General features: G+C 59.4%; 19 protein-coding genes and 1 other RNA gene. All 20 read left to right on the top strand.

Translation table 11 applies throughout. The features are described from left to right. The 20 genes from AAF739_15260 to lpxC all read left to right on the top strand — a co-directional run bounded on the left by AAF739_15260 (window position 1) and on the right by lpxC (window position 23,908). Window positions 1-741, top strand: coding sequence for an N-acetylmuramoyl-L-alanine amidase (locus AAF739_15260; protein MEM6384029.1), 741 nt, complete (start codon window positions 1-3; stop codon window positions 739-741). A 59-nt stretch (window positions 742-800) separates the two neighbouring features. Next, window positions 801-2,354 (top strand): hypothetical protein, encoded by a 1,554-nt coding sequence (locus tag AAF739_15255; protein ID MEM6384028.1) that lies wholly within the window; start codon window positions 801-803, stop codon window positions 2,352-2,354. Window positions 2,355-2,387: 33 nt separating this feature from the next. Further along, window positions 2,388-2,774: RNase P RNA component class A (gene rnpB / locus AAF739_15250), an RNA gene on the top strand. A gap of 383 nt (window positions 2,775-3,157) precedes the next feature. Next, entirely contained in the window at window positions 3,158-3,673 is a 516-nt protein-coding gene (locus AAF739_15245) for a division/cell wall cluster transcriptional repressor MraZ (GenBank protein MEM6384027.1), read from the top strand. Next, on the top strand, window positions 3,670-4,734 hold the full coding sequence (gene rsmH, locus AAF739_15240; protein ID MEM6384026.1) for a 16S rRNA (cytosine(1402)-N(4))-methyltransferase RsmH: 1,065 nt from the start codon (window positions 3,670-3,672) through the stop codon (window positions 4,732-4,734). The genes AAF739_15245 and rsmH overlap by 4 nt, the downstream gene beginning before the upstream one ends. Then, window positions 4,721-5,263 carry a hypothetical protein gene (locus tag AAF739_15235; protein MEM6384025.1) on the top strand — a complete coding sequence of 181 codons (543 nt, stop codon included), beginning with the start codon at window positions 4,721-4,723 and terminating at the stop codon, window positions 5,261-5,263. Before rsmH ends, AAF739_15235 begins: the two co-directional genes overlap by 14 nt. Next, window positions 5,260-7,062, top strand: coding sequence for a penicillin-binding protein 2 (locus tag AAF739_15230; GenBank protein ID MEM6384024.1), 1,803 nt, complete (start codon window positions 5,260-5,262; stop codon window positions 7,060-7,062). The genes AAF739_15235 and AAF739_15230 overlap by 4 nt, the downstream gene beginning before the upstream one ends. A 134-nt stretch (window positions 7,063-7,196) precedes the next feature. After that, complete coding sequence (locus AAF739_15225) at window positions 7,197-8,663, top strand: UDP-N-acetylmuramoyl-L-alanyl-D-glutamate--2,6-diaminopimelate ligase (protein ID MEM6384023.1); 1,467 nt, start codon at window positions 7,197-7,199, stop codon at window positions 8,661-8,663. Beyond that, on the top strand, window positions 8,663-10,084 hold the full coding sequence (locus AAF739_15220; GenBank protein MEM6384022.1) for a UDP-N-acetylmuramoylalanyl-D-glutamyl-2,6-diaminopimelate--D-alanyl-D-alanine ligase: 1,422 nt from the start codon (window positions 8,663-8,665) through the stop codon (window positions 10,082-10,084). The genes AAF739_15225 and AAF739_15220 overlap by 1 nt, the downstream gene beginning before the upstream one ends. Window positions 10,085-10,117: 33 nt before the next feature. Next, complete coding sequence (mraY, locus tag AAF739_15215; GenBank protein MEM6384021.1) at window positions 10,118-11,203, top strand: phospho-N-acetylmuramoyl-pentapeptide-transferase; 1,086 nt, start codon at window positions 10,118-10,120, stop codon at window positions 11,201-11,203. Then, complete coding sequence (murD, locus tag AAF739_15210; GenBank protein ID MEM6384020.1) at window positions 11,200-12,594, top strand: UDP-N-acetylmuramoyl-L-alanine--D-glutamate ligase; 1,395 nt, start codon at window positions 11,200-11,202, stop codon at window positions 12,592-12,594. The genes mraY and murD overlap by 4 nt, the downstream gene beginning before the upstream one ends. A 17-nt stretch (window positions 12,595-12,611) precedes the next feature. Further along, window positions 12,612-13,850: a putative peptidoglycan glycosyltransferase FtsW gene (locus tag AAF739_15205; GenBank protein MEM6384019.1), complete on the top strand. Its 1,239-nt coding sequence runs from the start codon at window positions 12,612-12,614 to the stop codon at window positions 13,848-13,850. A 54-nt stretch (window positions 13,851-13,904) separates the two neighbouring features. After that, window positions 13,905-15,062: an undecaprenyldiphospho-muramoylpentapeptide beta-N-acetylglucosaminyltransferase gene (gene murG / locus AAF739_15200; protein ID MEM6384018.1), complete on the top strand. Its 1,158-nt coding sequence runs from the start codon at window positions 13,905-13,907 to the stop codon at window positions 15,060-15,062. Then, window positions 15,049-16,455, top strand: a complete 1,407-nt coding sequence (gene murC / locus AAF739_15195) for a UDP-N-acetylmuramate--L-alanine ligase (protein MEM6384017.1) — start codon at window positions 15,049-15,051, stop codon at window positions 16,453-16,455. Before murG ends, murC begins: the two co-directional genes overlap by 14 nt. Next, on the top strand, window positions 16,452-17,411 hold the full coding sequence (murB, locus tag AAF739_15190; GenBank protein MEM6384016.1) for a UDP-N-acetylmuramate dehydrogenase: 960 nt from the start codon (window positions 16,452-16,454) through the stop codon (window positions 17,409-17,411). The genes murC and murB overlap by 4 nt, the downstream gene beginning before the upstream one ends. A gap of 175 nt (window positions 17,412-17,586) precedes the next feature. Then, window positions 17,587-18,510 carry a D-alanine--D-alanine ligase gene (locus AAF739_15185; GenBank protein MEM6384015.1) on the top strand — a complete coding sequence of 308 codons (924 nt, stop codon included), beginning with the start codon at window positions 17,587-17,589 and terminating at the stop codon, window positions 18,508-18,510. Beyond that, entirely contained in the window at window positions 18,498-19,388 is an 891-nt protein-coding gene (locus AAF739_15180) for an FtsQ-type POTRA domain-containing protein (protein ID MEM6384014.1), read from the top strand. Before AAF739_15185 ends, AAF739_15180 begins: the two co-directional genes overlap by 13 nt. Beyond that, window positions 19,388-20,722 (top strand): cell division protein FtsA, encoded by a 1,335-nt coding sequence (gene ftsA, locus AAF739_15175; protein MEM6384013.1) that lies wholly within the window; start codon window positions 19,388-19,390, stop codon window positions 20,720-20,722. The genes AAF739_15180 and ftsA overlap by 1 nt, the downstream gene beginning before the upstream one ends. 199 nt (window positions 20,723-20,921) lie before the next feature. Continuing rightward, the gene (ftsZ, locus tag AAF739_15170) at window positions 20,922-22,649 is read left to right on the top strand and encodes a cell division protein FtsZ (GenBank protein MEM6384012.1); all 1,728 of its coding nucleotides are present in this window, start codon (window positions 20,922-20,924) and stop codon (window positions 22,647-22,649) included. A gap of 278 nt (window positions 22,650-22,927) precedes the next feature. Then, a complete protein-coding gene (lpxC, locus tag AAF739_15165) occupies window positions 22,928-23,908 on the top strand; it encodes a UDP-3-O-acyl-N-acetylglucosamine deacetylase (GenBank protein MEM6384011.1) in 981 nt (326 codons plus the stop codon). Window positions 23,909-24,136 lie beyond the last annotated feature (228 nt).

Raw genomic sequence — 24,136 nt, 5'->3', positions numbered from 1 at the left:
ATGGCCTATCCCGATTTTGCCGAAGTGGTGCCCTCGCCCAACTTCAACAGCCGAAAAGGCGCCCCGGTCGATATCCTGCTTTTGCACTATACCGGAATGCGCGACGACGCTGCTGCGGTTCGCTGGTTGGCAAATCCACAGTCGAAAGTCTCTTGCCATTACGTGATCCATGAAGATGGCCGCATCGTTCAGATGGTCGATGAGGGTGAGCGGGCATGGCACGCGGGCCGTGGGACCTGGAAAGGTCTCGACGATATCAATGCGCGGTCGGTTGGCATCGAGATTTGCAATCCCGGCCACGAGCACGGTTACCGGGCTTTTCCCGATAAGCAGATCGAACAGGTTGTCGCCCTTTCTAAAGCAATCGTCGAGCGCCACCGGATAGCGAAGGAGCATGTGCTGGCGCACTCCGATATAGCGCCCGACCGGAAGCAAGACCCCGGCGAACTGTTCCCGTGGGACCGTTTGGCCGCTGCGGGTATTGGGCATCATGTTCCCGCTGCACCCATAGCCGACGGGAGGTTCATGGCGATCGGTGATAGCGGCGAGCCGGTTGCGGCGCTTCAGGGCATGTTGAAACTGTACGGGTACGAGGTGGCGACGTCTGGCCACTACGATGCGCAGACACAGGCCGTCGTTCGCGCCTTTCAGAGGCATTTTCGCCCGGCGCGCGTGGACGGAGTGGCTGACAGCTCGACCGTTTCAACCTTGCATCAGTTGCTTTCGGCCCTTATCGCCTAAGCTGGGCAAGACGCCGGGTCTGCAAATGGCCGGGGCAGCTGGTGGGAGTGCGGCATCGCGTGTTGAGCGAAGCGGTCCAATGGGTGCAGTCAATCACGCTGGAGGGCGAACGCCTTTCGGCGGGCGGGGTCGTTGTCCGCCGGGACGCGATTGTCGGAGCGCGCCTCGACACACCGGGCGTGCGTTTGTCATTTCTGGCGATGCTGGTTCTGCTTGTCCTGACCTTGGGCCTGTCTGGCGCTGCCTTCGCCCAGACCCTCCAGTTCTTCAATCCCGATTATGCCATGTTCGCCGCGAGCCTCGTGCCTGTCATCGGGGCGGCTATAGGGTGCTTTATCCTCAGGCCTCGGCAACATCTGAGCTTGATCCTGTCGAACGGGTATGTGCTGGCCATGCCATCGAAAGACCGGGCGTTCCTCGATTTGTGTCTGGAGGCTTTCGAGCGGTTGTGGACCGATCCTGAACGTGTCGCGTCATCGCTGTATATCCACGCCGAACATCGATCCGTGGATTTCGGGCCGGCACTCCAGGGGGCGGGCCACAGCCGGCCGCAATCGAGGCAAGCCAACCGTCCACGGGTCAGCGCAGCGCAGCCGTTGGTCTCCGCGCCCGTAAGTTCGTCCTTGGGGCCGGTTCCTATTCCCGTGCAGGTCCCGTTGGCCGACGACGAGCGCACATCGAGCGCGTCATCGTCAGGCGTTTCGTCAAACTCAAGGCGCGAAGTTCTGCTTCCTGGCATCGATTTGCCGATCTTTCCCGAGGAGGAGGCCAAGGTTGCGTCTGAACCGCCAGCCGAGGCCGCATCGTCTGGCCCTGAAGACGAGATCGGGGATAAGGCGTCTGCCCCATCATCTGCGTTGGTTCCGCCAGCTGCCGAAGATCGGGATGAAACAGCGGTCGTTGATCCCGCGCAGGCCGCAGCAGATGCCATTACCTCAGCCTTGCGGCTCGAGGCAGCGAACGATCCTGGCCAGAAGCCCGCGCCGGCCGCACCCTCAGAGGACAGCGAGGACGAACGGGTTGCTGAATTGGCCCGGGCACTAGATGCTGCAACTATAGTCCCTGAGACGCCGGAAGGTCCGAGCGATAAGGCCGTTGGTCCCGAGGGAAGCGATGGGTCGGTGGAAGCTGGCCTCGCGGCAAGCGCAATTGAAGCGCTCCACGATGAAAGCGGATCAGCCGAAGATGCGGGCGAAGGTGCCCCCCTTACGGACACCCCAGAGGCCGTGCAACCGCAGCCCATCGATGCTGATGGCGAGGTCGAAGAGGTTGAAGCGTCGGTTGGTGCCGCGGATACCGATAATGATCCGCCCTTCAAGCCCATCCCTGCAGCCGCATTCGATACGGTTCGTTCCAATGTGCGTACTTTGGCACGATTGCTGCGGCAGCGATCCAGCTCCCCAGCGCTGAACGAAGCGATTGACACGCTGGAACGACACATACTTGAGGGCTGCGTCAGCGACCGGGAAAGGCGTGCGCTGGCTCGGTCTTTATCGATCCTTCGCGGCCGCATGACTGTATACCCGGCCGCTATCCAGGTGCTTGACGCGGTTGAAGTTGCCGCCGGACTTGAGGATGCCGAACCCTCGAAGGCGTCTACCGACGCAGCTTGACCGCAGCTTGAGGGGCGTGCCAGTGCTGCATCGCCAGTCGGCTGGGCAGTCGCCGGCGCCACTTGTCCGGCGCGGGAGGAAAGTCCGGGCTCCATGGAGATACGGTGCCGGGTAACACCCGGCGGGGGCGACCCCAGGGAAAGTGCCACAGAAAGCAGACCGCCTCGGGTTTCGCTCGGGGTCAGGGTGAAAGGGTGGGGTAAGAGCCCACCGCGGACGCGGCAACGCGAACGGCAAGGCAAACCCCATCGGGAGCAAGACCAAATAGGAACACCGTGACACTTTTTGGTGTCAGCTTCATCTTCAGGTGAGGTGTTCGGGTTGGTTGCTTGAGACGTTTCGCAAGAGGCGTCCTAGAGGAATGGCTGCCCAATTCGCACCGCGAAGGGACAGAACCCGGCTTACAGGCCGACTGGCACCCCCACCCAGCGCTCGCTACGCAAATTTTTTTCCGCAATCATTTTGCCGGCTGTGAATTTGTGTGGGTGGGGTTGTCACAATTTGATCGATCCCTCAGCTGTTGGTGCCATCCCACTCTACGCGCACAACAATTCCTGTCAGCACGACGCTGGAAGTTGGCAACCAGCCATTAAGCTTAATGATGTTTTAGTCGTGAGTAGCGGTGTCTTGTTGCCGTGATTGGATGAATTTACGGGGCCTTTCCCATTGTGACCCATCAAATCCCATGGTAACCCAAAATCACTCTGGGGCGTCATGCAGACTAACTTCCTCGCCCGCTGAAGCGGTTTGGCGGACCGGCGAAGCTATGTCTGACAGTTCATCGAGTGCCCTTACGGAATTCGATGGTTTTGGTGGAGCGTATCAGCGCGATGCAGACCTTCGTTTCGACTTTCGAGATGCGAACGGATGTCAAGGGCCGGGTCAGCATACCCAAGGCTTACCGCGAGGTTCTGCGCGCGGACGGCTTCGAAGGGCTGTACTGCATACCAAGTCCAGACGGTCAGTCGATCGATGCGGGCGGCTCGAAACTGATGGGCATGCTGGACGCAAAACTCGCAGCTTTGGACCCCACTTCGTTCGACTACGACTTGCTTGCGACCGCCTTCTTTGGCGAGAGCGAGATCCTTTCCGTCGAGAAAGAGGGGCGTATCTCGCTTTCGCCTCGATTAAAGTCCCTGGCGGGCATCGAGCGCGAGCTGATCTTTGTCGGCAAGGGGTACAAGTTTCAAATTTGGTCACCCGAACGCTATGCGCGGTATCGCGAAAAAGCGATCGAGCAGGCGCGGCGGGTTCTTTGGGGCGATCAGTCTGGCGCAACCCTCGCAGCTCAAGGCAGCGGGGGCGAGGATCGCTCATGAGCACCACCCCGCACGTTCCTGTTCTTCTTAATGAGGTGCTTGAAGCCTTGGCGCCACTTGATGAAGCCCGCATTGTCGACGGGACCTTCGGGGCAGGCGGATATAGCAAGGCTTTGCTGAGCTCGGGTGCAAAGGTCATAGGCTTTGACCGGGATCCGGCAGCGATTGCAGCCGGGCAGGCGCTGCAAGTTCGATACCCCGACAGGTTCACGCTGGTCGAAAGCCCATTTTCCAAGATTGATCACGCCTTGCGCGAGCATGATCTCGCGCCGGTTGATGGTTTGGTTCTCGATATCGGTGTGTCATCGATGCAGCTTGATCAAGCTGAACGCGGTTTTTCATTTCGGCATGACGGACCGCTGGACATGCGCATGAGCGGTGAAGGACTGAGCGCTGCTGACATCGTCAACCAGTGGAGCGAAACGGCCCTGGCGGACCTATTCTACCGCTATGGCGAGGAGCGCCGCTCACGAGCGATTGCACGCCTGATCTGCGAGGTGCGGCAGGACTGGCGCATAGAAACAACCGGTGCACTTGCCAATCTTATCGAAAAACTGCTGCCCCCACGGTCCCGAGGGCAGGGACCAATGATCCATCCCGCAACCCGCACCTTTCAAGCGCTGCGCATTGCCGTCAATGATGAGTTGAATGAATTGGTGGGCGCGCTGCTTGCCGCTGAGCGATCGCTGAAGCCCGGTGGGCGCCTGGTGGTGGTCACCTTCCACTCACTTGAAGACCGGATCGTGAAGCGCTTTTTGGCCGGGCCAGCGAATGCGGGCTCACGGCATATGCCGGAGCTCGGTCACAAACAGGGTAGCTTTAAGGTTGTTACGCGGCGGCCGGTCGTCCCAACAGACGGTGAACTGGAGGCCAACCCTCGTTCACGTTCGGCCAAACTGCGAGCGGGTGTCCGTATTAGCACGCCGCGCGGCGATGAATTGACGGACCAACAGTTCGTCAGTTTCGCCCGTGAATTGGGCGTTCCGCAGTTGATCGAGAGTGGTGGGCGCAAGGTACCCGCCTTTCGCAAGGTTGCGGGAGACCAGCATGCGCGTGGTTGACGGCTTTTTCCTTGCGCTGGTGATTGTCGGCGCCGCCTATGTTTATGACGTGAAGCATGAGGCCGAGCAGGCGCATGACACCCGCCGTGATCTCGAACGGTCCATTACGCTTTTGAATGAGGACGTCAGTTTGCTCGAAGCCGATCTGGCGGCTCTGGAAAAGCCTGCCAGGATCGCTGCGATCGTTTCGGCGATGCCCGACGTCTTCGCTTTGGAGCCGATCAGTTCGGAACACTATGTGCGGTTGTCAGATTTACCGTTTCGCTCGGAACTGGTTGAGCAGGCCACCGGGTCGATCAGCGCCGAAGACGACGCGGGCGACGATGGTTCGCCGATTGATCTCGACGGTCAGCCCGCCAGTCTGATTGATGGTCTTCTGGCTGACATCCTCGAGCGCGAACAAGCTGCATCGCCCGACGAGCCCCTGCGCGCGGCTGCGGAAATGCCACCGGGCGAACGGCCATCCCTCATCGTCGCACCGCCTGCGGCTTCTGACGGTATCGGTGATTTGTTGGAGCGTATGCAATGAGTATGGTTCCCCCGGCCAGTAGCACGTGCGGCCCGATGCCCGGAGCGGTGAACGGGCCGGGGCATCTACTGCGCCACGCACAGGCAATGGTGGAGAACGTCAGCACGTCCGATAAGCCGGGTCATCAAGGCGCCTCCGATCATCCGATCCGCATTCAAGGCGAAGCAAAGACGCTGGCTTCGGAAACGCGCGGAAGAATTGTCTGGTTCGGGATCATCTTGTGCTGCGTCTATGCTGTTATCGGCGGGCGACTTTTGGAACTTGCGGCCCGCTCACCTGCTGCTCCCGTGCTTGCTGCAACGCCGCAAGAGCAAATCCGAGCCAGCCGGCCGGATATTGTTGATCGGAACGGTGTTCTGCTCGCCACAGATGTGCCGGCGACCGCGGTTTATGCTGATCCGTCAATTCTGGTTGATGTGGACGATGCCATTGATAGGCTTTCGCAGGCCATGCCAGGCCTTTCCCGTGACGCGCTACGCGCTCGGCTTGAAAGGGAAAGCCAGTTCGAATGGATCGCGCGGGATCTGACACCGTCGCAGCGCGATACCCTGATGCGCCAAGGCATACCGGGCGTCGGTTTCCTTGAAGAAAATCGCCGGTTCTATCCGGGCGGACGTTTGGCGGCGCATGTACTGGGGGCCGTAAACGTCGACCATGAAGGTCTTGCGGGCATGGAGCGGTATCTCGATCAGGGTCCACTGGCCAATCTGGCAGAGTTCGGGTTTCTTGATGATCTGGACGTGGCATTTGCGCCTCAAGCCTTGTCGATCGATGTTCGGGTCCAGCATGTTGTGCGCGAGGTGCTTGCGCAGGCGTTGGATACCTACAGCGCTATCGGTGCCACAGCTGCAGTCCTTGATGTCCGCACAGGGGAAGTTGTGGCCATGGCCTCGCTACCCGATTTCGACCCCAATACTCGTGATGGTCTCGGCGAGGATGCCGCGCTTAATCGCGCGGTTGGTGGCGTCTACGAGCTCGGTTCGGTTTTCAAGGTATTGACGATTGCGGGCGGCCTTGATTCCGGCGCTATCACCATGGATTCGATGCACGACGCCCGGCGGCCAATTCGCATTGGCAATTCGACGATCAATGACTTCCATGCCCGCCGAGCGATTTTGTCGACCAGCGAAGTTTTCACATCTTCGTCGAACATCGGCACCATTCGTATTGCCGAAGCCATGGGTATCCCCGTGCAGCGCGAGTACTACGACCGTCTTGGGCTTCTCTCGCGCCTTGATGTCGAGCTACCCGGCGCAGCACGGCCTTTTTACCCCGAAGGCGAATGGTCGAGGCTGTCGGCAGCGACAATATCTTTCGGTCACGGTTTGACGACCACACCCCTGCAGATGTTGGCGGCGGTCGCCGCTACTGTAAATGGTGGGATCTACATCGAACCGACCTTCCTGCCGCGCGAGGAGACCGATGCTATGAGTGCGGCGCGTAGGGTTTTGTCGGAGCAGACCAGCGCGCACATGCGGCAGATGTTCCGAGCGAATGTTGATCATGGGTCTGGTCGGCGTGCTGCTGTGGATGGCCTCGACGTCGGGGGAAAGACCGGGACGGCCGAGAAGATCGTTGATGGTGCCTATTCAGGTGATCACCGGTTGAACAGTTTCGTTTCCGCCTTCCCGATGCATGACCCCGCTTACGCCATGATTGTCGTGCTTGATGAGCCCCAGCCAGCAGAGGGTCAGCGCAGCGCAACGGCAGGCCTCAACACCGCCCCGATGACCCGGCAAATCGTGGAGCGTATCGGGCCATTGCTCGGTCTGGTGCCACAGGCCGACCGCGTTCAGTGATCAGCGCTGGGTAAGCTGAAGGAGCTGTGGCGTGACGGCTGGAAGGAAATGCCTTATGCCCGGCGGTAGCGGTGCGCAGAGCGCAGAATCATTGGACGTCTAACAGGCATTTGCTGCACGAGATTTCGCAAGGCATGACCGGCTCCCCGCGCCTCGATGCGCTTATCGATAAAGACACCGAGATTGTCTCAGGTTCCGGCAAGCAGGCCGTTGCGGGTCTGGCGCTCGACAGCCGCCGGGTTCAGCCCGGTTTCCTGTTTGCGGCCCTCAAAGGGGCAGCGCGTCATGGCAAAGACTTTATCGAGCAAGCCGTTATCGATGGCGCAGCCATCATATTGCTTGACCGTGATGTGCAAGTCGATTTGCCGCCTGGGGTCACAGAATTGCGCGCCGCTGACGCGCGGCGAAGCTTCGCGTTGATTGCCTCCCGTTTTTTTGCGCGGCAGCCCCAGACAATTGTCGCGGTCACCGGCACCTCGGGAAAGACCTCCACAGCTGCGTTCACGCGCCAGCTATTTCAGGCTCTCGGTCACGAAGCCGCTGCGATGGGGACACTGGGGATCACCCGCAACGAGGGGGCGCAGGCCGGTGCGTTGACGACGCCGGACTCGGTTTCCTTACACCAGGCGTTGAAGGATCTTGCTGATGGCGGTGTCACCCATTTGGCCATGGAAGCGTCCTCCCATGGCCTCGACCAGCGGCGTCTCGATGGCGTCGCTTTAAAGGCGGCGGCGTTTACCAACCTCGGCAGGGATCATCTCGATTATCATCCTACCATGGATGAGTATTTTGCCGCAAAGGCCCGGTTGTTTGACCCCTTGCTGCCGGCGGATGGGCGCGCCGTCGTCTGGCTGGACGATGCCTACGGAGAGCGCATGGTGCAGCTCGCGCAAGCGCGCGGCCAGACCCTTTTGACGGCCGGGATGGGCCGCGGTGATCTATCCGTTCAGACGGTGAAACCGACTGGGCCTTTGCAGGAGGTTTCTTTCACTTTTGAAGGCACGACACAGTCAATCACACTGCCGCTACCCGGCCTGTTTCAGGTTGCAAACGCAATGGTTGCTGCTGGCCTTGCGATCAGTGCGGGTTGCGACCCGCTTCACGTCTTTTCTGCATTGGAAGGCCTCAAGGGGGCGCGCGGACGGCTCGAGTTCGTTGGTGAAAGCAAGCGCGGTGGCCGCGTCTTTGTCGATTACGCGCACAAGCCGGGCGCGGTCGAAGAAGCGCTCAAGGCCTTGCGTCCCTTCACAGATGGCCAGCTGACCATTGTCCTGGGCGCTGGTGGTGATCGCGACCGTGGCAAGCGCCCTTTGATGGGGGCCGCTGCAGCCGACTTTGCCGACGCGGTCATCATCACCGATGACAATCCCAGAACCGAGGACCCCGCGCTCATTCGCAAGGCGGTCCTTGATGGAGCTCCCGACGCCCTTGAAATTGGCGAGCGCGGGGATGCGATCCAGGCGGGCATCGCGATGTTGAATGCTGGCGATATTCTGCTGGTCGCTGGAAAAGGCCACGAAACCGGCCAGGAAATTCACGGGGTGAAACACCCGTTTTCCGATCATGAGGTCATCGAGCGCCTGCTTGCGGAGGGCGCGTGATGGTTCAAGCGCTTTGGACGATCGACGAAATTGTTGCTGCAACGGGTGGCTGCCTGGAAGGTGAGCCATCCGACGTTTCCGGTGTTTCCATCGATAGCCGGACGGTTGCGCCGGGCGATTTGTTCATCGCTATCAAGGGGGACAGCTTTGATGGCCATGATTTCGTGGCTGCAGCACTTGAAGCGGGCGCGTCGGCGGCATTGGTCTCGGACGAGAAAGCGTCGGATATTGAAACGCCTCGTGGCGGTTTGGTCATCGTTCCGGACGCCTACGATGGTATGGTCGCGCTGGCTCGCGCCGCACGGGAAAGGACCAAGGCGCGTATCCTTGCGATAACCGGTTCTGTTGGAAAAACGTCTACCAAGGAGACCTTTCGGCTCATCTTATCGGGTTTTGGCGTTACCCACGCACCCGTCAAGAGCTTCAACAATCATTGGGGCGTGCCGCTCACCTTGTGCAGGATGCCCCGCGACGCTGATTTTGGTGTCTTTGAGATCGGAATGAATGCCCGCGGTGAGATAGCTCCGCTGTCGCGATTGGTGCGACCCGACCTGGCAATGATCACAACCGTTGCGGCGGTTCATCTGGAAAACCTCGGCTCGCTGGAAGCGATCGCGCGCGAAAAGTCAGACATCTTTGAAGGTTTTGAGAATGGCGGGATTGCCGTTCTTCATGGTGACCTTGACCTGTCGCAACTGCTTATCGACCGTGCGAAGGGCTGTGGCGCGGATCAAGTTCTGACGTTTGGACACGGCGCTGGTCTTGATGCTGAGTTGCTTCAAGTTGCGCTGTTACCTCACTGTTCCAGCGTCAATGCACGCATTACCGGACGCGAATTGACCTACAAGGTTGGCGCGCCAGGTGAGCATCTGGTGATCAACTCTCTGGGCGTGCTCGCGGCATGCTCAGCTCTTGGTATCGATCTGGCCCGGGCCGGAATGGCACTGGCTTCAATGAAGCAGCCCGAAGGTCGCGGCAGGCAACACATACTCGATACCGCAGGCGACCCCATCACGCTTCTGGATGAGAGCTATAACGCCAACCCTGCCTCGGTCGAAGCGGCCCTGATGGTGCTCTCGAGGATGCCAGTCGGCCCGCGGGGTCGGCGGATCGCTGTTCTTGGCGATATGCTGGAGCTTGGAGAGCAGGCGGAGGCGATGCATGCCGGGTTGGCGCAGGCGTTGGTCGCGGCGAAGGTTGATAAAGTGTTTGCCAGTGGGTCGCTGATGCGGGCGTTATGGCGCGTTGTACCCTTGGACATGCGCGGTCACTATGGCGCGTCGGCGCACGAACTGGCCCAACCCATGCTTGATGATCTGACACCTGGCGACGCGGTCATGGTCAAAGGATCGCTGGGCAGCAAGATGGGGCCGCTGGTAGAAAAGATCATAGACCGCTTCAGCAGTGCCGAGCGCGCCTGACCGTCGAGCGATCGAGGAAGGACCTTCAAAGTCATGTTTTTCTGGTTGTCGCAACTCTCCGATCAGGTGCCGCTGTTCAACGTCTTTCGGTACATAACCTTTCGCACCGGCGGGGCGACAGTGACGGGCATGCTGTTCGTTTTCTTGTTCGGACCCACCATCATTCGTGCCTTGCGCGTCCGGCAGGGCAGGGGCCAGCCGATCCGGGAAGACGGACCCGAAGGGCATCTGTTGACCAAAAAGGGAACGCCCACCATGGGCGGTCTGATGATCCTGTTCGGAATCCTGTTTTCCACCTTGCTGTGGGCGGACCTTACGAGCCCGCTGGTCTGGACGGTTTTGTTTGTAACGGCGGGTTTTGGCGGCATCGGCTTCTACGATGACTATTTGAAAGTGACCAAGCAGTCGCACGCCGGGTTTTCAGGCAAGGCGCGCCTTGTGGTGGAGTTCGTCATTGCCGCTTGTGCCGTCTACGTTTTGTCGGTGGTCTCCACTCCCGATCTGGCCAATCAACTGACCTTCCCGTTCTTCAAGGATCTTCTGATCAATCTGGGCTGGTTTTTCATCCTTTTTGGGGCTGTGGTCATCGTCGGCGCCGGTAATGCCGTCAATCTGACGGATGGGCTTGACGGTTTGGCGATTGTTCCTGTGATGATTGCGGCGGCAACGTTTGGTCTGATCGCTTATCTTGCTGGTAACGCCATCTTCTCGGACTATTTGCAGATCCATTTTACGCCGGGAACGGGCGAACTTGCGGTCCTTTGTGGCGCGGTGATTGGCGCATCGCTCGGCTTTCTGTGGTTCAATGCCCCCCCGGCTCAGATATTCATGGGTGACACAGGTTCACTGGCGCTCGGCGGCATGTTGGGCGCCATCGCGGTGGCGACCAAGCATGAGATCGTGCTCGCCATCGTCGGCGGTTTGTTCGTGCTTGAAGCGCTCTCGGTCATCATTCAGGTCGCTTCTTTCAAGCTCACCGGTAAGCGCGTGTTCCGTATGGCACCGATCCACCACCATTTTGAGCAGCTTGGCTGGACCGAACCGCAGGTTGTCATCCGCTTTTGGATTATTGCGTTTGTGCTCGCACTCGCGGGCCTTTCGACCCTGAAGTTGCGATGATCGCCCCAACAGTCTTCGCCGGACAGCGGCTGGCGGTCGTTGGGCTTGGCGGCTCTGGCCTGCCAACGGCTTTGGCTCTGCAGAAGGTTGGAGCGACTATTGTCTGCTGGGATGATGGCGAGGGCGCGCGCTCGCGCGCTGCACAGGAGGCGCTGGAGCTTACCAAGCCTGAGGCGATGCGTTGGTCGGAACTTGATGGCCTGGTTCTCTCGCCGGGCATCCCGCTGACCCACCCTGAGCCCCATGTCTCCGTCGTACTGGCTAATAGGCACGGCGTGCCGATTTTCGGCGACATCGATCTTTTCTTTGCGCAGCGCGCAGCGGATGCCCCGGATGCGCCGGTGATCGCCATAACTGGCACCAATGGTAAGTCGACCACGACTGCCCTCATCGCTCATGCATTGCATGAGTTGGACGTTGATGCTGCCATGGGCGGCAATATCGGGGTGCCAGTTCTGGAGCTGCCAGCTTTCGCGCCGGGGCGTACCTATGTGATCGAGTGTTCGTCCTATCAGATCGATCTGGCGCCCGGGCTTGCGCCGACCGTGGGCGTCCACCTTAACCTCTCCGAGGATCATCTCGCACGGCACGGCACAATGCCAAACTACGCGGCAGTGAAGGAAAAGCTCGTCACGGCGTCGCAGCATGCCATTGTCGGGGTCGATGATCCCTGGTCCGACGCGATCGCAGAGCGTTGCGTAAAGGCCGGTAAGCCTGTGACCCGTATCAGCGTGACGAAGTCCTTGCCCGACGGTTTGTGCGCCAGGGGAAGCGAAATCATGCGTAGTCAAAGCGGGGAGGTGGAACGCCTGTTTTCCCTCGAAGGCGTCGAGAGCCTGCGAGGCTCGCACAATGCGCAAAATGCGTGTGCTGCTGCGGCAAGTTTGCTGGCGCTTGGAACAGAACCTTCCGCGCTTTCTTCGGCCTTGCGCAGCTTTTCGGGGCTCGCCCACCGAATGGAGCCAGTCGCAACATGGCGTGGGATGCGCTTTGTGAACGATTCAAAAGCCACCAACGCAGACGCGGCAGCCCGCGCTTTAAGCTCTTTTGACAAGATCCACTGGATCGTTGGGGGTCAGGCAAAAAGTGATGGGATCGAGCCCCTTAACGGTTTGTTTCCGCAAATCGTCAAAGCTTATCTAGTCGGGGAGGCGCAAGAACGGTTCGCGGCGACCCTGGATGGAAAGCTTGAGTTCGTCCGTGCCGGAACTGTTGATGTGGCGGTGCAAATGGCGGCGGACGATGCGGCAGAGACAGCCGCTCAATCTGCAACCATCCTGCTATCTCCGGCATGCGCATCATGGGATCAGTATGCATCCTTCGAAGCGCGTGGTGAGGCGTTTAAGCGCGCGGTTGCAACCTGGATAGAGGCAGCAAGCGCGAGCGTGTAGTGTAGTGAGTACCGCCTATGGCTTCAGGCAAGCCGTTATCTGACGTTGGCACGTCCTCCCCTGCGAGCGATTCCAATCGACTAACGCGCGCCGATCGCTCTCCGCTGGGCGACTGGTGGTGGACGATTGACAAGGTGTCGCTGCTGACAATGCTCCTGTTGCTGACGATCGGCATTGTCATGTCGTTTGCCGCAAGTCCGCCAATCGCTCGCGACCTCAACTTGTCAAATGAGTTTCACTTCGTCCACAAGCACTTGGTTTTCCTCATCCCAACACTGGGCTTAATGGTGGCCCTGTCGATGATGGACAAGCAGTTGATCGTCCGGCTCAGCCTCCTGCTGTTCTTCGGAGCGATTGGCGGCATGCTGCTTGCAATTGCGTTCGGTGCTGAGATCAAGGGCTCGCGGCGATGGGTCGATCTCGGTTTCTTCCAGATGCAACCATCGGAATTTGTCAAACCCGCGCTCGTCGTTGTGTGCGCGTGGCTCTTTGCTGAGCATGCGAAGCGGCCAGATCTGAAGGCCAATCTGATGGCGGCAGGTCTTTTTGTGCTGACCGGTGCCATTCTTATTGCCCAGCCGGATATTGGCCAGACTGTTCTCGTTACAGGTGTCTGGGGCTTGCTGTTCTTCGTAGCCGGCATGAGCTGGGTTTGGATCGGAGTGCTTGGTTCGCTTGCCCTCTCGGGTATTGGTGCGGCCTACGTCTTCATTCCGCATGTGGCGAGCCGGATTGACCGGTTCCTGAACCCTGAAAGCGGTGACAACCACCAGACAGACCGAGCCATCGACTCGTTTGTGGAGGGAGGACTTTTCGGGCGGGGGCCTGGGGAGGGCGTCGTTAAAGAGCATCTTCCCGACAGCCACACCGATTTTCTGTTCGCGGTGATCGCAGAGGAGTTCGGTATCCTCGTGTGCCTGATGATTGTCGCACTCTACCTTTTTGTTTTCCTGCGCGCCGTTCGATGCGCGCTGACAGTGGAAGACCTGTTCAGTCGTTTCACGATTGTCGGCCTGGTTGGGCTTCTCGCCATGCAGGCCACCATCAATATGGGCGTGAACTTACAGCTTCTGCCGGCCAAGGGTATGACTCTGCCATTTCTGAGCTATGGCGGCTCTTCACTGTTTTCTGTTGGCATCACATCAGGGATCCTGCTCGCATTGACGCGCCGAACACCTGCAACGCGAACCGGGCAGCCCTCAACCGGCCACACGCTGTCGCCATGGCGGTGGTCAATGCAAGGTCGCTCGTCTTGACGCTCGCGGCGCCGGGCGCTTGCCGAGCCAACGAGCGGACCGTATAGGCGGCGGATGGCATATTTCATTTTGTGCGCTGGGGGTACAGGGGGACACCTGTTTCCCGCGCAAGCCTTGAGCGAAGCGTTACAGAAACGCGGTCATACAGTCGATCTGATGACCGACGAACGTGCTGATCGTTACGGTGTTTCGTTCCCAGCTCGGCGAACACACATTGTCCCGTCAGCGACGCTCTCCCCACGTGCACCACTCAAGGCGCTAAGTGGCGCCATCACGCTTGGTAAGGGCTTTACAAAAGCCTTTGGGCTTTTGGGCAAAGAGCGCCCTGACGCCATCGTCGGTTTTGGCGGCTATCCGACACTGCCACCGCTTGTTGCCGCCCGAATGCGTGGAATACCAATCGTCCTTCATGAACAAAACGCTGTTCTGGGCCGGGCAAACGGCGCTCTGGCGCGGCACGCTAAGCTCATTGCTACCAGCTTTGTGCAGACCGATGGTATTGCCAAACGCGTCCGTGCCGACCGTATCCACACGGGCAACCCCGTCCGCGGTGATGTTCTAGCCGCATCGCAAACCGCCTACCGCATACCAAAAGATGACGCTCCGTTTGACCTTCTTGTGTTCGGCGGCAGTCAGGGGGCACGGGTCTTCGCGGACTTGGTGCCGGCCGCTTTAGAACAGTGCGATGCGCCTGTCCGCCAGCGGGTTCGTGTCATCCAACAGTGTCGCCCCGAAGATATGGTTCGGGTTCGCGACGCCTATGAAGTGATGGGTATTCCCAACGATCTTGGTGCTTTCTTTGTCGACATGCCGGCACGGATGGCTGCCGCCCACCTGGTCATTGCGCGATCGGGCGCTTCGACTGTGGCTGAGTTGGCAGCGATTGGCCGCCCTTCCATTCTGGTCCCCTACCCACACGCGCTGGACCATGATCAGGCCAAAAATGCCGAACGTATCGAGGCAGAAGGCGGGGCGATTGTGAGCCTTCAGAAGAACATTGGGCCGGTGCGCTTGGCCCAACTGTTGACGCGGTTGGTTGATGATGGCGCAGACGAGTTGTCTGCCATGGCAGCCGCAGCGAAGAATACCGGGCGCCCCGACGCTGTCGAGCGGCTGGCTGACGAAGTTCAAGCCGTTGCTGGTGCGACCGAAGCCATCCCCCGTACGCAGCCGTCACCCAGCAACGCGAGGTCTGACAATGCGTCTTCCTGAGGAGATCGGACCAATCCACTTTGTTGGCATTGGAGGGATAGGTATGTCGGGTATCGCCGAGGTGCTCAACACGCTCGGTTATACTGTCCAGGGCTCGGACATATCCGATAATGCGAACGTCCAACGGCTGCGTGACATGGAAATCACTGTGTCCGTCGGTCACGGTGCAGAAAATGTCGAGGGTGCTGCCGTTGTCGTTGTGTCGTCTGCGATCAAGCCAGACAACCCCGAGCTTCAGGCCGCGCGCGCAGGCTTCATCCCGGTGGTAAGACGTGCGGAAATGCTGGCCGAGCTGATGAGGCTCAGATCAGCGATAGCGATTGGCGGAACGCATGGGAAAACCACGACCACATCCATCGTCGCCAGTCTGCTCGATGCTGGTGGTCTCGATCCGACCGTGATCAATGGCGGAATCATCAACGCGTACGGGACAAATGCCAGGCTGGGCGAGGGCGAATGGATGGTCGTCGAGGCCGATGAAAGCGATGGTACCTTCATCAAGCTTCCCGCCGATGTCGCGGTGGTGACCAATATCGATGCGGAGCACCTCGATCACTATGGCGACTTCGAAGGTGTGCGAGCCGCGTTCGAGCAATTTGTCGAGAACGTGCCGTTCTATGGTTTTGCGGTCATGTGCCTCGATCATACCGAGGTTCAAAGCCTGATCGGCAGAATCGAGGATCGGCGCGTCATTACTTATGGGCAGAACCCGCAAGCCGATGTCAGGGCAGTCAACATTCGGATGGAGGGGCCGCGCTCCCATTTTGCGATCGAGCTGCGCGCCCGAGGCTCAGATCAGATCGACTGCATAAACGGCCTTTCGCTGCCGATGCCTGGCCTGCACAACCTGCTGAACGCGACCGCTGGTATTGCTGTCGCGCATCATTTGGGAATTCCTCATGATGCGATCCGTGAGGGGCTGGCACGCTTTTCCGGGGTCAAACGGAGATTCACGCATACCGGTACTTGGAAGGGCGTCGACATCTACGATGACTATGGTCATCATCCGGTTGAGATCAGCGCGGTGTTGAAAGCAGCGCGCGATGCGACGTCAGGCAAAGTCATCGCTGTGGTTCAGCCACACCGTTTCACGCGTCTACAAAGTCTGTTTGATCAGTTTGCCGCCTGTTTCAACGATGCTGACCGCGTTGTGGTGGCGCCAGTCTACGCGGCCGGAGAGCAGCCCATAGAAGGAGCATCGCGCGACGATTTGGTTGCTGCGATCCGAGCGCACGGCCACCGTTACGTGTCGTCGATCGATGGGCCAGAGGACCTACCAAACGCAATCTCTGGCGTCGCGGAGGCGGGCGACAGCGTCATTTGTCTAGGTGCGGGCACAATCACGCAATGGGCCAATGCGTTGCCCCAGCAACTCTCCGAACAGGCTGGATGACGGTGGTGGACGGCGACGATCTTCTGACACGTATCGGCGACGCAACGCAGCGCTTACGAGGGAAGCTGCGCACAAACCAACCTCTCGCGCCCTTCACCTGGTTTCGTGTGGGCGGCCCAGCGGCGCTCTATTTCGTTCCCGCAGACGTTGAAGATCTTCAGCTGTTTCTGGCGGCGCTGCCAGGTGATGTGCCCGTTCATGTCATGGGGCTGGCCTCAAACTCTCTGATACGCGATGGAGGCATTCCCGGTGCGGTCGTTCGGCTGACGGCCCGGCCCTTCAACGAGGTGGCGGTAGATGGGATGCGCATAACGGCAGGAGCGGGGATGGCCGATAAACGGCTTGCAGCGGCCGCTCTCGATGCTGGGCTTGGCGGGTTTCACTTCTATCACGGTATCCCAGGCGGCCTTGGCGGTGCGCTGAGGATGAACGCTGGAGCCAATGGGGTCGAAACCACCGAACGCGTTGTGTCTGTCGATGCTGTGACCCGTTCCGGGGAGCTTATAACACTGAGCCATACGGATATGGGTTTCAGCTACCGCAACTCGCAAGCAGCGAAAGATCTCATCTTTGTTTCGGCTACGTTCGAGGGTGAACCCGCGCCCCGAGCCGAGATCGAGGCGGCGATGAAGGCTGTCCAGGAGCACCGCGAGACGAACCAGCCCATCAAGGAACGGACCTCCGGCTCGACCTTCAAGAACCCTCCGGGCGGCTCAGCATGGAAATGTGTGGACGCCGCTGGGCTGCGTGGGTTCAAGGTGGGCGGTGCGCAAATGTCGCCGATGCATTGTAACTTCATGATCAATACCGGCGATGCGACAGCCTACGATCTTGAAACGCTTGGAGAAACCGTGCGCCAGCGCGTTTACGAGCACTCCGGAACGCTTCTCGATTGGGAGGTAAAGCGCATTGGCGACTTCGCGGACGGGGCGCATATCTCACATTTCGAGCCCTGAAATATTTCGTGATCGCAAACGCGCAACGTAAACCGCTGCTTTCCAAACCCGGTTAAGAGTTTCTTACGAAACCCAGCCTAGCTTCCAGCCTTGAGCCGGTCCGCCTCTTTGCGGGCTGTATGAGGTTATCGAGCAGGTCTTGATCGTGTCGACACCGGGCATGGCATTGAAAGGTATGGGAAAACACGTCGCCGTGTTGATGGGTGGCTGGTCGTCTGAACGACCGGTCAGCCTGGCAACCGGTGAGCCGTGTGCCGACGCCTTGGAGAGCGCCGGCTATCGTGTGTCGCGGGTCGATGTTGATCGCGACATTGCACAAACATTAACCGATCTGAAGCCAGACGTCGCCTTTAACGCGCTTCATGGCCCTTACGGCGAGGATGGGACCATACAGGGTATCCTCGAAGTGCTTGAAATTCCCTACACCCACTCCGGGGTTATGGCGTCGGCGCTTGCCATGAACAAAGACCGTGCGAAGGTCGTTATGGCGGCGTCTGGCGTTCCGGTTGCCAAACACAAGCGGACGAGCCGCAGCGAGGCGGCTAGCGGGCATGTGATGGACCCACCCTATGTGATCAAGCCAGTCTGTGAGGGGTCCAGTTTCGGTGTTTTGATTGTCACCGCTGATATGGAGCATCCCCCGCAAGAGCTGTTTCGAGATGATTGGCCTTATGGCGATGATCTGATGGCCGAGCACTACGTCGCTGGCCGCGAGTTGACGTGCGCCGTCATGGGCGATGTTGCCCTTGGTGTCATCGATATCGTCACGCAGGGACAGCAGTTTTACGATTACGACGCCAAATATGCGGAGGGCGGCTCCGAGCACATTCTGCCTGCCGAGGTCCCCTCTGACATCTACTCACGCGTACAAGCCTACTCGCTTGCGGCTCATCAAGCTCTTGGCTGCAGAGGCGTAACGCGCGCGGACTTTCGCTTCGACGACATGCCAATGGGGACTGGCGAGTTGATCTGCCTTGAGGTCAACACGCAGCCCGGTATGACGCCGACCTCGCTGGTACCCGAGATTGCGGCTTATGCGGGTCATTCCTTCGAGGAGCTTGTTAGCTGGATGGTGGAGGATGCCTCATGCCGCCGGTGATCTTGGAAGATTTGCTTGCACTTCCGGTCGTCGGCCGCGCCCGCAGGTTCCTGCAGCCTGCCGTGCGCATCGGCCATCGGATGCGCATCTGGGCAAGGTCAGTGCGTCACCCCAACGCCTTGCTGGCCAGTTTGGTCGTGCTCCCGACCGTCGTTTTTGGCTTCTCCATTGGTGAGCGCACCGCAGAGCCTCGGGCTGCATTTGGAGAGGGCCTGACCTCGATGACGGTTGCGCTCGGCTTCGGCGTTGAGCAGATCACGATTGAAGGTCTTCGCGATACCCGCCAGGGCGACGTGCTGGACTACCTTGCGGTTGCGCCGGAAACCCCACTTTTAGGGTTTGACCTTGAGGCCGCAAGGGAGCGGGTCCTCGCGCTGCCTTGGGTGGCGGACGCGTCGGTGCGGAAAGTCTATCCGGACGCTATCTTTGTGGACATCACCGAGCATGAGCCGTTTGCCCGGATGCTTGTCGGCGGGCGCATTCATCTTGTGACAGTTGATGGGCAAGAGATCACCGATGAAATTGCCGGTGTCCACCAGCGGTTGCCGCTCGTGGTTGGCGAGGGTGCACCGCGGAAGACCGATCACTTCTTCGCGGCTTTGGCAGAACGGCCACATGTCCTCGAAGACGTCGTGGCGCTCGAACTTATTGGCGAGCGGCGCTGGACCCTGCACATGAGTGACCGGGTCCAGGTCCACTTGCCTGAGGCGGGCGTTGATCGCGCACTGTCAGAGCTCGAATCCATGATGCGTCAGCATGCTATTCTTGACCGCGCGATCGCCAGCATCGATCTGCGCCGCCCGGAGCAATTGGTGGTGCGGCTGACGGATGAGGGCCTCAATGCCTTGCAAGGCTCTGTGGGCGAGGGGGGAGCATAATGGGCTATCATCCCGCAAAGCGCCCCGGTGATTTCTTCGGGCCGGCACCGTTGCCACAGCGTAAATCGGTGGTGGTTTCGGTCCTTGATGTCGGAACGGCGAAGACCAGCTGCATGATTGCGCGGCTCAAGCCGAAGGACGACAGCTATGGTCCGATCAGCGGGCAGCGCACACACACTGTGGAACTGCTTGGTTTTGGGCACTACCGGTCGCAGGGCCTGAAGTCTGGTTATGTGATTGATCTCGAACGTGCCGAGCGATCAATTCGACAAGCGGTTCACCAGGCAGAAAAGATGGCTGACCTAACGTTGGATTCGATCTTGGTATCGATCACAGCGGGGCGGATCGGTTCTCAGGTTTTGGCGGCCAAGGTCGCCTTGGACGGGCATGCCGTTGCTGAGGGTGACATTGCCCGGGTGCTTAAGGCCGGCAGCGATCACGCGGTCGAACCGGACCGTGCCATCTTGCACGCAATGCCGGTGGGGTTCGCTTTGGACGGTGAGCGCGGGATCCTTGATCCGCGCGGCATGCATGGCGGCGAGCTTGGTGTCGACATGCACATCGTGACCGCTGATATGAGCCCGCTGCGCAATCTCGAAAATTGCATCAACAATGCTCATTTGGGGATCGAGGGCTATGTCAGCGCGGGCCATGCCAGCGGCTTGTCCGTACTCTCAGATGACGAGATGGAGCTTGGAACGGTCTGTATCGACCTTGGTGCAGGGACAACAGCGATCAGCGTCTTCTACGACGGAGCCTTCGTTCATGGAGATGTCCTGCCGGTTGGGGGCCATCACATCACAATGGATTTGGCGCGTGGCCTGTCGACCAAGCCGGAGGAAGCCGAAAGGCTCAAGACGCTTTATGGCTCGGCGCTTCCAAGCGCAGCTGATGACGGGGAGCTTCTGACAGTTCCGCCGGTAAACGGCGACGGCCATGAGGGCGGGCAGCAGCTTCCACGTTCCTCGCTCACACGGATCATTCGACCCCGCGTGGAAGAAACGCTTGAGATGGTGCGTGATCGTTTGAACGCCGCCGGGTTCGGTGGGCTCATGGCCCGCCGGCTGGTGCTGACTGGCGGTGGTAGCCAGTTGAACGGGTTGATGGAACTATCTCGTCGTATCCTGTCTCGCAACGTTCGCCTTGCGCGACCCTACGGAGTGGAGGGGCTGCCGGAAGCTGCCAAAGGGCCGGCATTTGCCGCGACCGCAGGGCTGCTGATTTATCCGCAGCGCGTTCGCATGGTCCCGCGTGATCACATCATTCCTGTCCGTGCCACAGGTACGGGCGGCTATCTGGAAAGGGTGAGCCAATGGCTAAAAAGCTCACTTTGACAGCTGATCGGGATCATTCGCTCCGTTCTTTTGGAGCGACCGTTCATGATCCGATCCCAAGCGGTCCTACCCGCACGCTCTGTGCCTTCGGCACAACCGCTTTGCGGCTATCCCCAACCCGTCACGTTGTGACACCACATCTGGCTCCACAAGACTTCCCATTGTGCGCCGCGTCTAAGGAAGAATGAAAGAGGGTCCCATGCCTATTCAGTTGGAAGCTCCTGACATCCATGAAATGAAGCCGAAGATTGTGGTCTTTGGCTGCGGCGGTGCCGGCGGAAACGCGGTCAACAACATGATCGAGTCTGGCTTGGAGGGTGTCGACTTCATCGTCGCGAACACCGACGCGCAAGCGCTGACAAACTCAAAGGCCAGCCGCATCATTCAGATGGGTGTTGCCGTCACCGAGGGCTTAGGCGCCGGCGCGCAGCCGGAAATTGGCCGCGCAGCGGCTGAAGAAGTCCTCGATGAGATCACCGATCACCTGTCGGGCGCTCATATGGCTTTCATTACCGCTGGGATGGGTGGCGGTACCGGAACCGGAGCGGCTCCGGTTGTTGCTCGCTTGGCGCGAGAAATGGGTATTCTGACCGTTGGCGTGGTCACCAAACCGTTCCATTTTGAAGGTCGCCACCGCATGCGGATCGCCGATCAGGGCATCGATGATCTGCAAAAAGAGGTCGACACGCTCATCTCAATCCCGAACCAGAACCTGTTCCGGATTGCCAATGATAAAACGACGTTTGCCGACGCGTTCGCCATGGCCGACCAGGTGCTGTTTTCCGGGGTGGCGTGCATTACCGATCTGATGGTGAAGGATGGTCTGATCAATCTCGACTTTGCCGATGTTCGCTCAATCATGCGCGGCATGGGCAAGGCGATGATGGGAACGGGCGAAGCGTCCGGTGACAAGCGTGCGCTGCAGGCAGCTGAGGCGGCCATTGCCAATCCTCTGCTTGATGACGTTTCCATGCTTGGTGCCAAAGGTCTGCTGATCTCCATCACAGGCGGCAACGACTTGCGCCTGTTTGAGGTCGATGAGGCGGCCAACCGCATTCGTGAAGAAGTTGATGAAGATGCACTCATCATCACTGGGGCGACCTTCGACGAGACCCTCGAAGGCATGATCCGTGTATCGGTCGTGGCCACCGGAGTGGATATGCTTGAAGGCGTCGATGCGATGCCGCGTAGTCAGACAATCAACACACAACCCGCCGTGCCGATGATAACCCGTACGCAAGCACAGGACGAGGTAGCTGAGCCGTCGCACGAGGAGGAGGCGGAGGTCCTTGAGGTTGAGGCGATCAGCCGAGCTGCCGAGGCCGCCGTTGCCGCTGCTGCTGCCGTCGAGGCCCGCTCAGTATCGCCTGTTGAGCGGATTGAGCGCATTGAAAGAGAATTGGCTGTGCCGACTGCGCACGAAAGCGAGCAAGACGGTGTGTCTATCATGCCCATCAACCCAGTCCCTCACATGCCAAGCGATATTGAGGCGGCGCCTGCACCGGAGACTGCGGCTCCTATGCGGTCTGAGCCACCTGCACCTCCGGCTGTCGCGCGCACGAGTGCGGCGCGTCCCGTGCAGGTTCAGCCGCGCATGCCACGTGTCGAAGAACTCCCAGCGATTGTGCAGGACGAGATCCGGCACAAAGCATCCTCACAGGAAGTCGGTGATGGCGACAAAGGGGCACTTGGCTTGCTCAAGAAGCTGGCCAACGTGGGTTTGCCCAAGCGGGAGGACGCATCTGCGGCTCCCAAACCTGCGCCTACACCTGCAGCCCCAGCTCGCCCGGCGGCCGTGCAGCGTTCCGCTGATCCTGCTCAATCGCCGGGTTATGATGGTTTGGGTCGTCCGAATCCGGCTCCCCGTCAGCCGCTTGAAGATGAGGCTATGGACATCCCCGCATTCCTCCGACGCAAGAGCGGATGAAGGGTTGAATGATCGGTAGTTGCGGCGCTGGGATGTCCACAGGACGGCTCAGCGCCCATTAACAAATTCTTAAATAATTTCAGAGGGTTGGATTCGTTACTATTTGAGCGAATTGTGTAACACAGCGTAAGAAAGCGTGACTTTTTTCGCGACCAGCACACAGATAGTGTGCCGCCAGTTTCGGAGCGGCGTCTGACTCGTAAGAGCTTTGTCTGGTCCTTGTGAGATCCCTGATCTGGGGGATTATAAAGTATGAAGTCGGGTTGAGGACACGCTGCATGGCAAGTGGTACTTCCGCGGGCATTGGCACCCACCAAAATACCGTAGCCGATACGGTTTCATTGTCGGGCATTGGTGTGCACAGCGCAGCACCTGCAACAGTGACGATCCATCCGGCTGATGAGAACAGCGGGCTCATTTTTCTTCGCACGGGTTTAAGCGGGCAGGGCGACTACGAAATCCGTGCTTGCTGGTCAGAGGTTTCTGCAACCGCGCTGTGCACGGTTCTTGGTGATCCAAAGGGGGCGTTTGTCTCAACGGTCGAGCACCTGCTGGCTGCACTGCGGGCGCTTGGTGTCGACAACGCGTTGATCGAAGTTGATGGCCCCGAAGTTCCCATCATGGATGGTTCCTCAGCGGCTTTTGTCCACGCGATTGATGCGGTCGGTCTTACCCCCCAGAATGCTTCCCGGAAGATGATACGCGTTCTCAAGCCGGTTCGGGTTGAGAAGGGCGATGCCTACGGAGAGCTGCGGCCCTACGACGGTTCACGGTTTGAGGTCTCAATTGATTATGAAGGGTCATGCATCGGCCAGCAGTGCGTCGCCTTCGATTTGACGGCAGAGGGTTTTCGCAGCGAGATCGCGCGGGCTCGTACCTTTGGGTTCCTTAAAGACGTTGAGCAGCTGTGGGCCAACAAGTTTGCGCTTGGATCGTCTTTGGAGAACGCAGTTGTTTTGACTGATGATGGTGTCATGAACGCAGAAGGGTTGCGTTGGAATGACGAGTTTGCACGGCACAAGGTGCTCGATGCGGTTGGTGATCTGGCGCTAGCCGGCCTGTCGATTGAAGGGTGCTACCGTTCCCACAAAGGTGGGCACGGTTTGAACTTCATGATGCTCAAAGCGCTTTTCAGTGATCCCTCAGCTTTTGAGATTGTTGATGCGCAGGGTCTACCCGCAACCGCTGGTCGCACGCGCGACGTCGGTGAGGTCGCTGTCTCCCTCGCTGCGGCGACCCACAGACCGTCTACCAACTAGCTCACAACGTGGTCCGCCCGCCATCGAGCGCAATAACCCTGCCCGACTGCAGATAACTGGATCAAATCGCGTTTGTGGGCCGAGGTTTTGGCCATGTTTTCGCCGTGATCAGTTGGTCGATCACAGGGTGTTTGATGCTCGGCACATCACTATGCAAACGTTGCTTTATCGGGCCAGCTGTGCCTATCCAAGGGCTGCTCGAGATGGCGCTGATCTGCTAACGGTGGC

It is taken from the genome of Pseudomonadota bacterium (assembly GCA_039024915.1).
GTDB lineage: Bacteria > Pseudomonadota > Alphaproteobacteria > Rhizobiales > MH13 > MH13.
The sequence above is the reverse complement of the archived record's forward strand: the minus strand, read 5'-3'. Positions and strand labels throughout refer to the sequence as shown.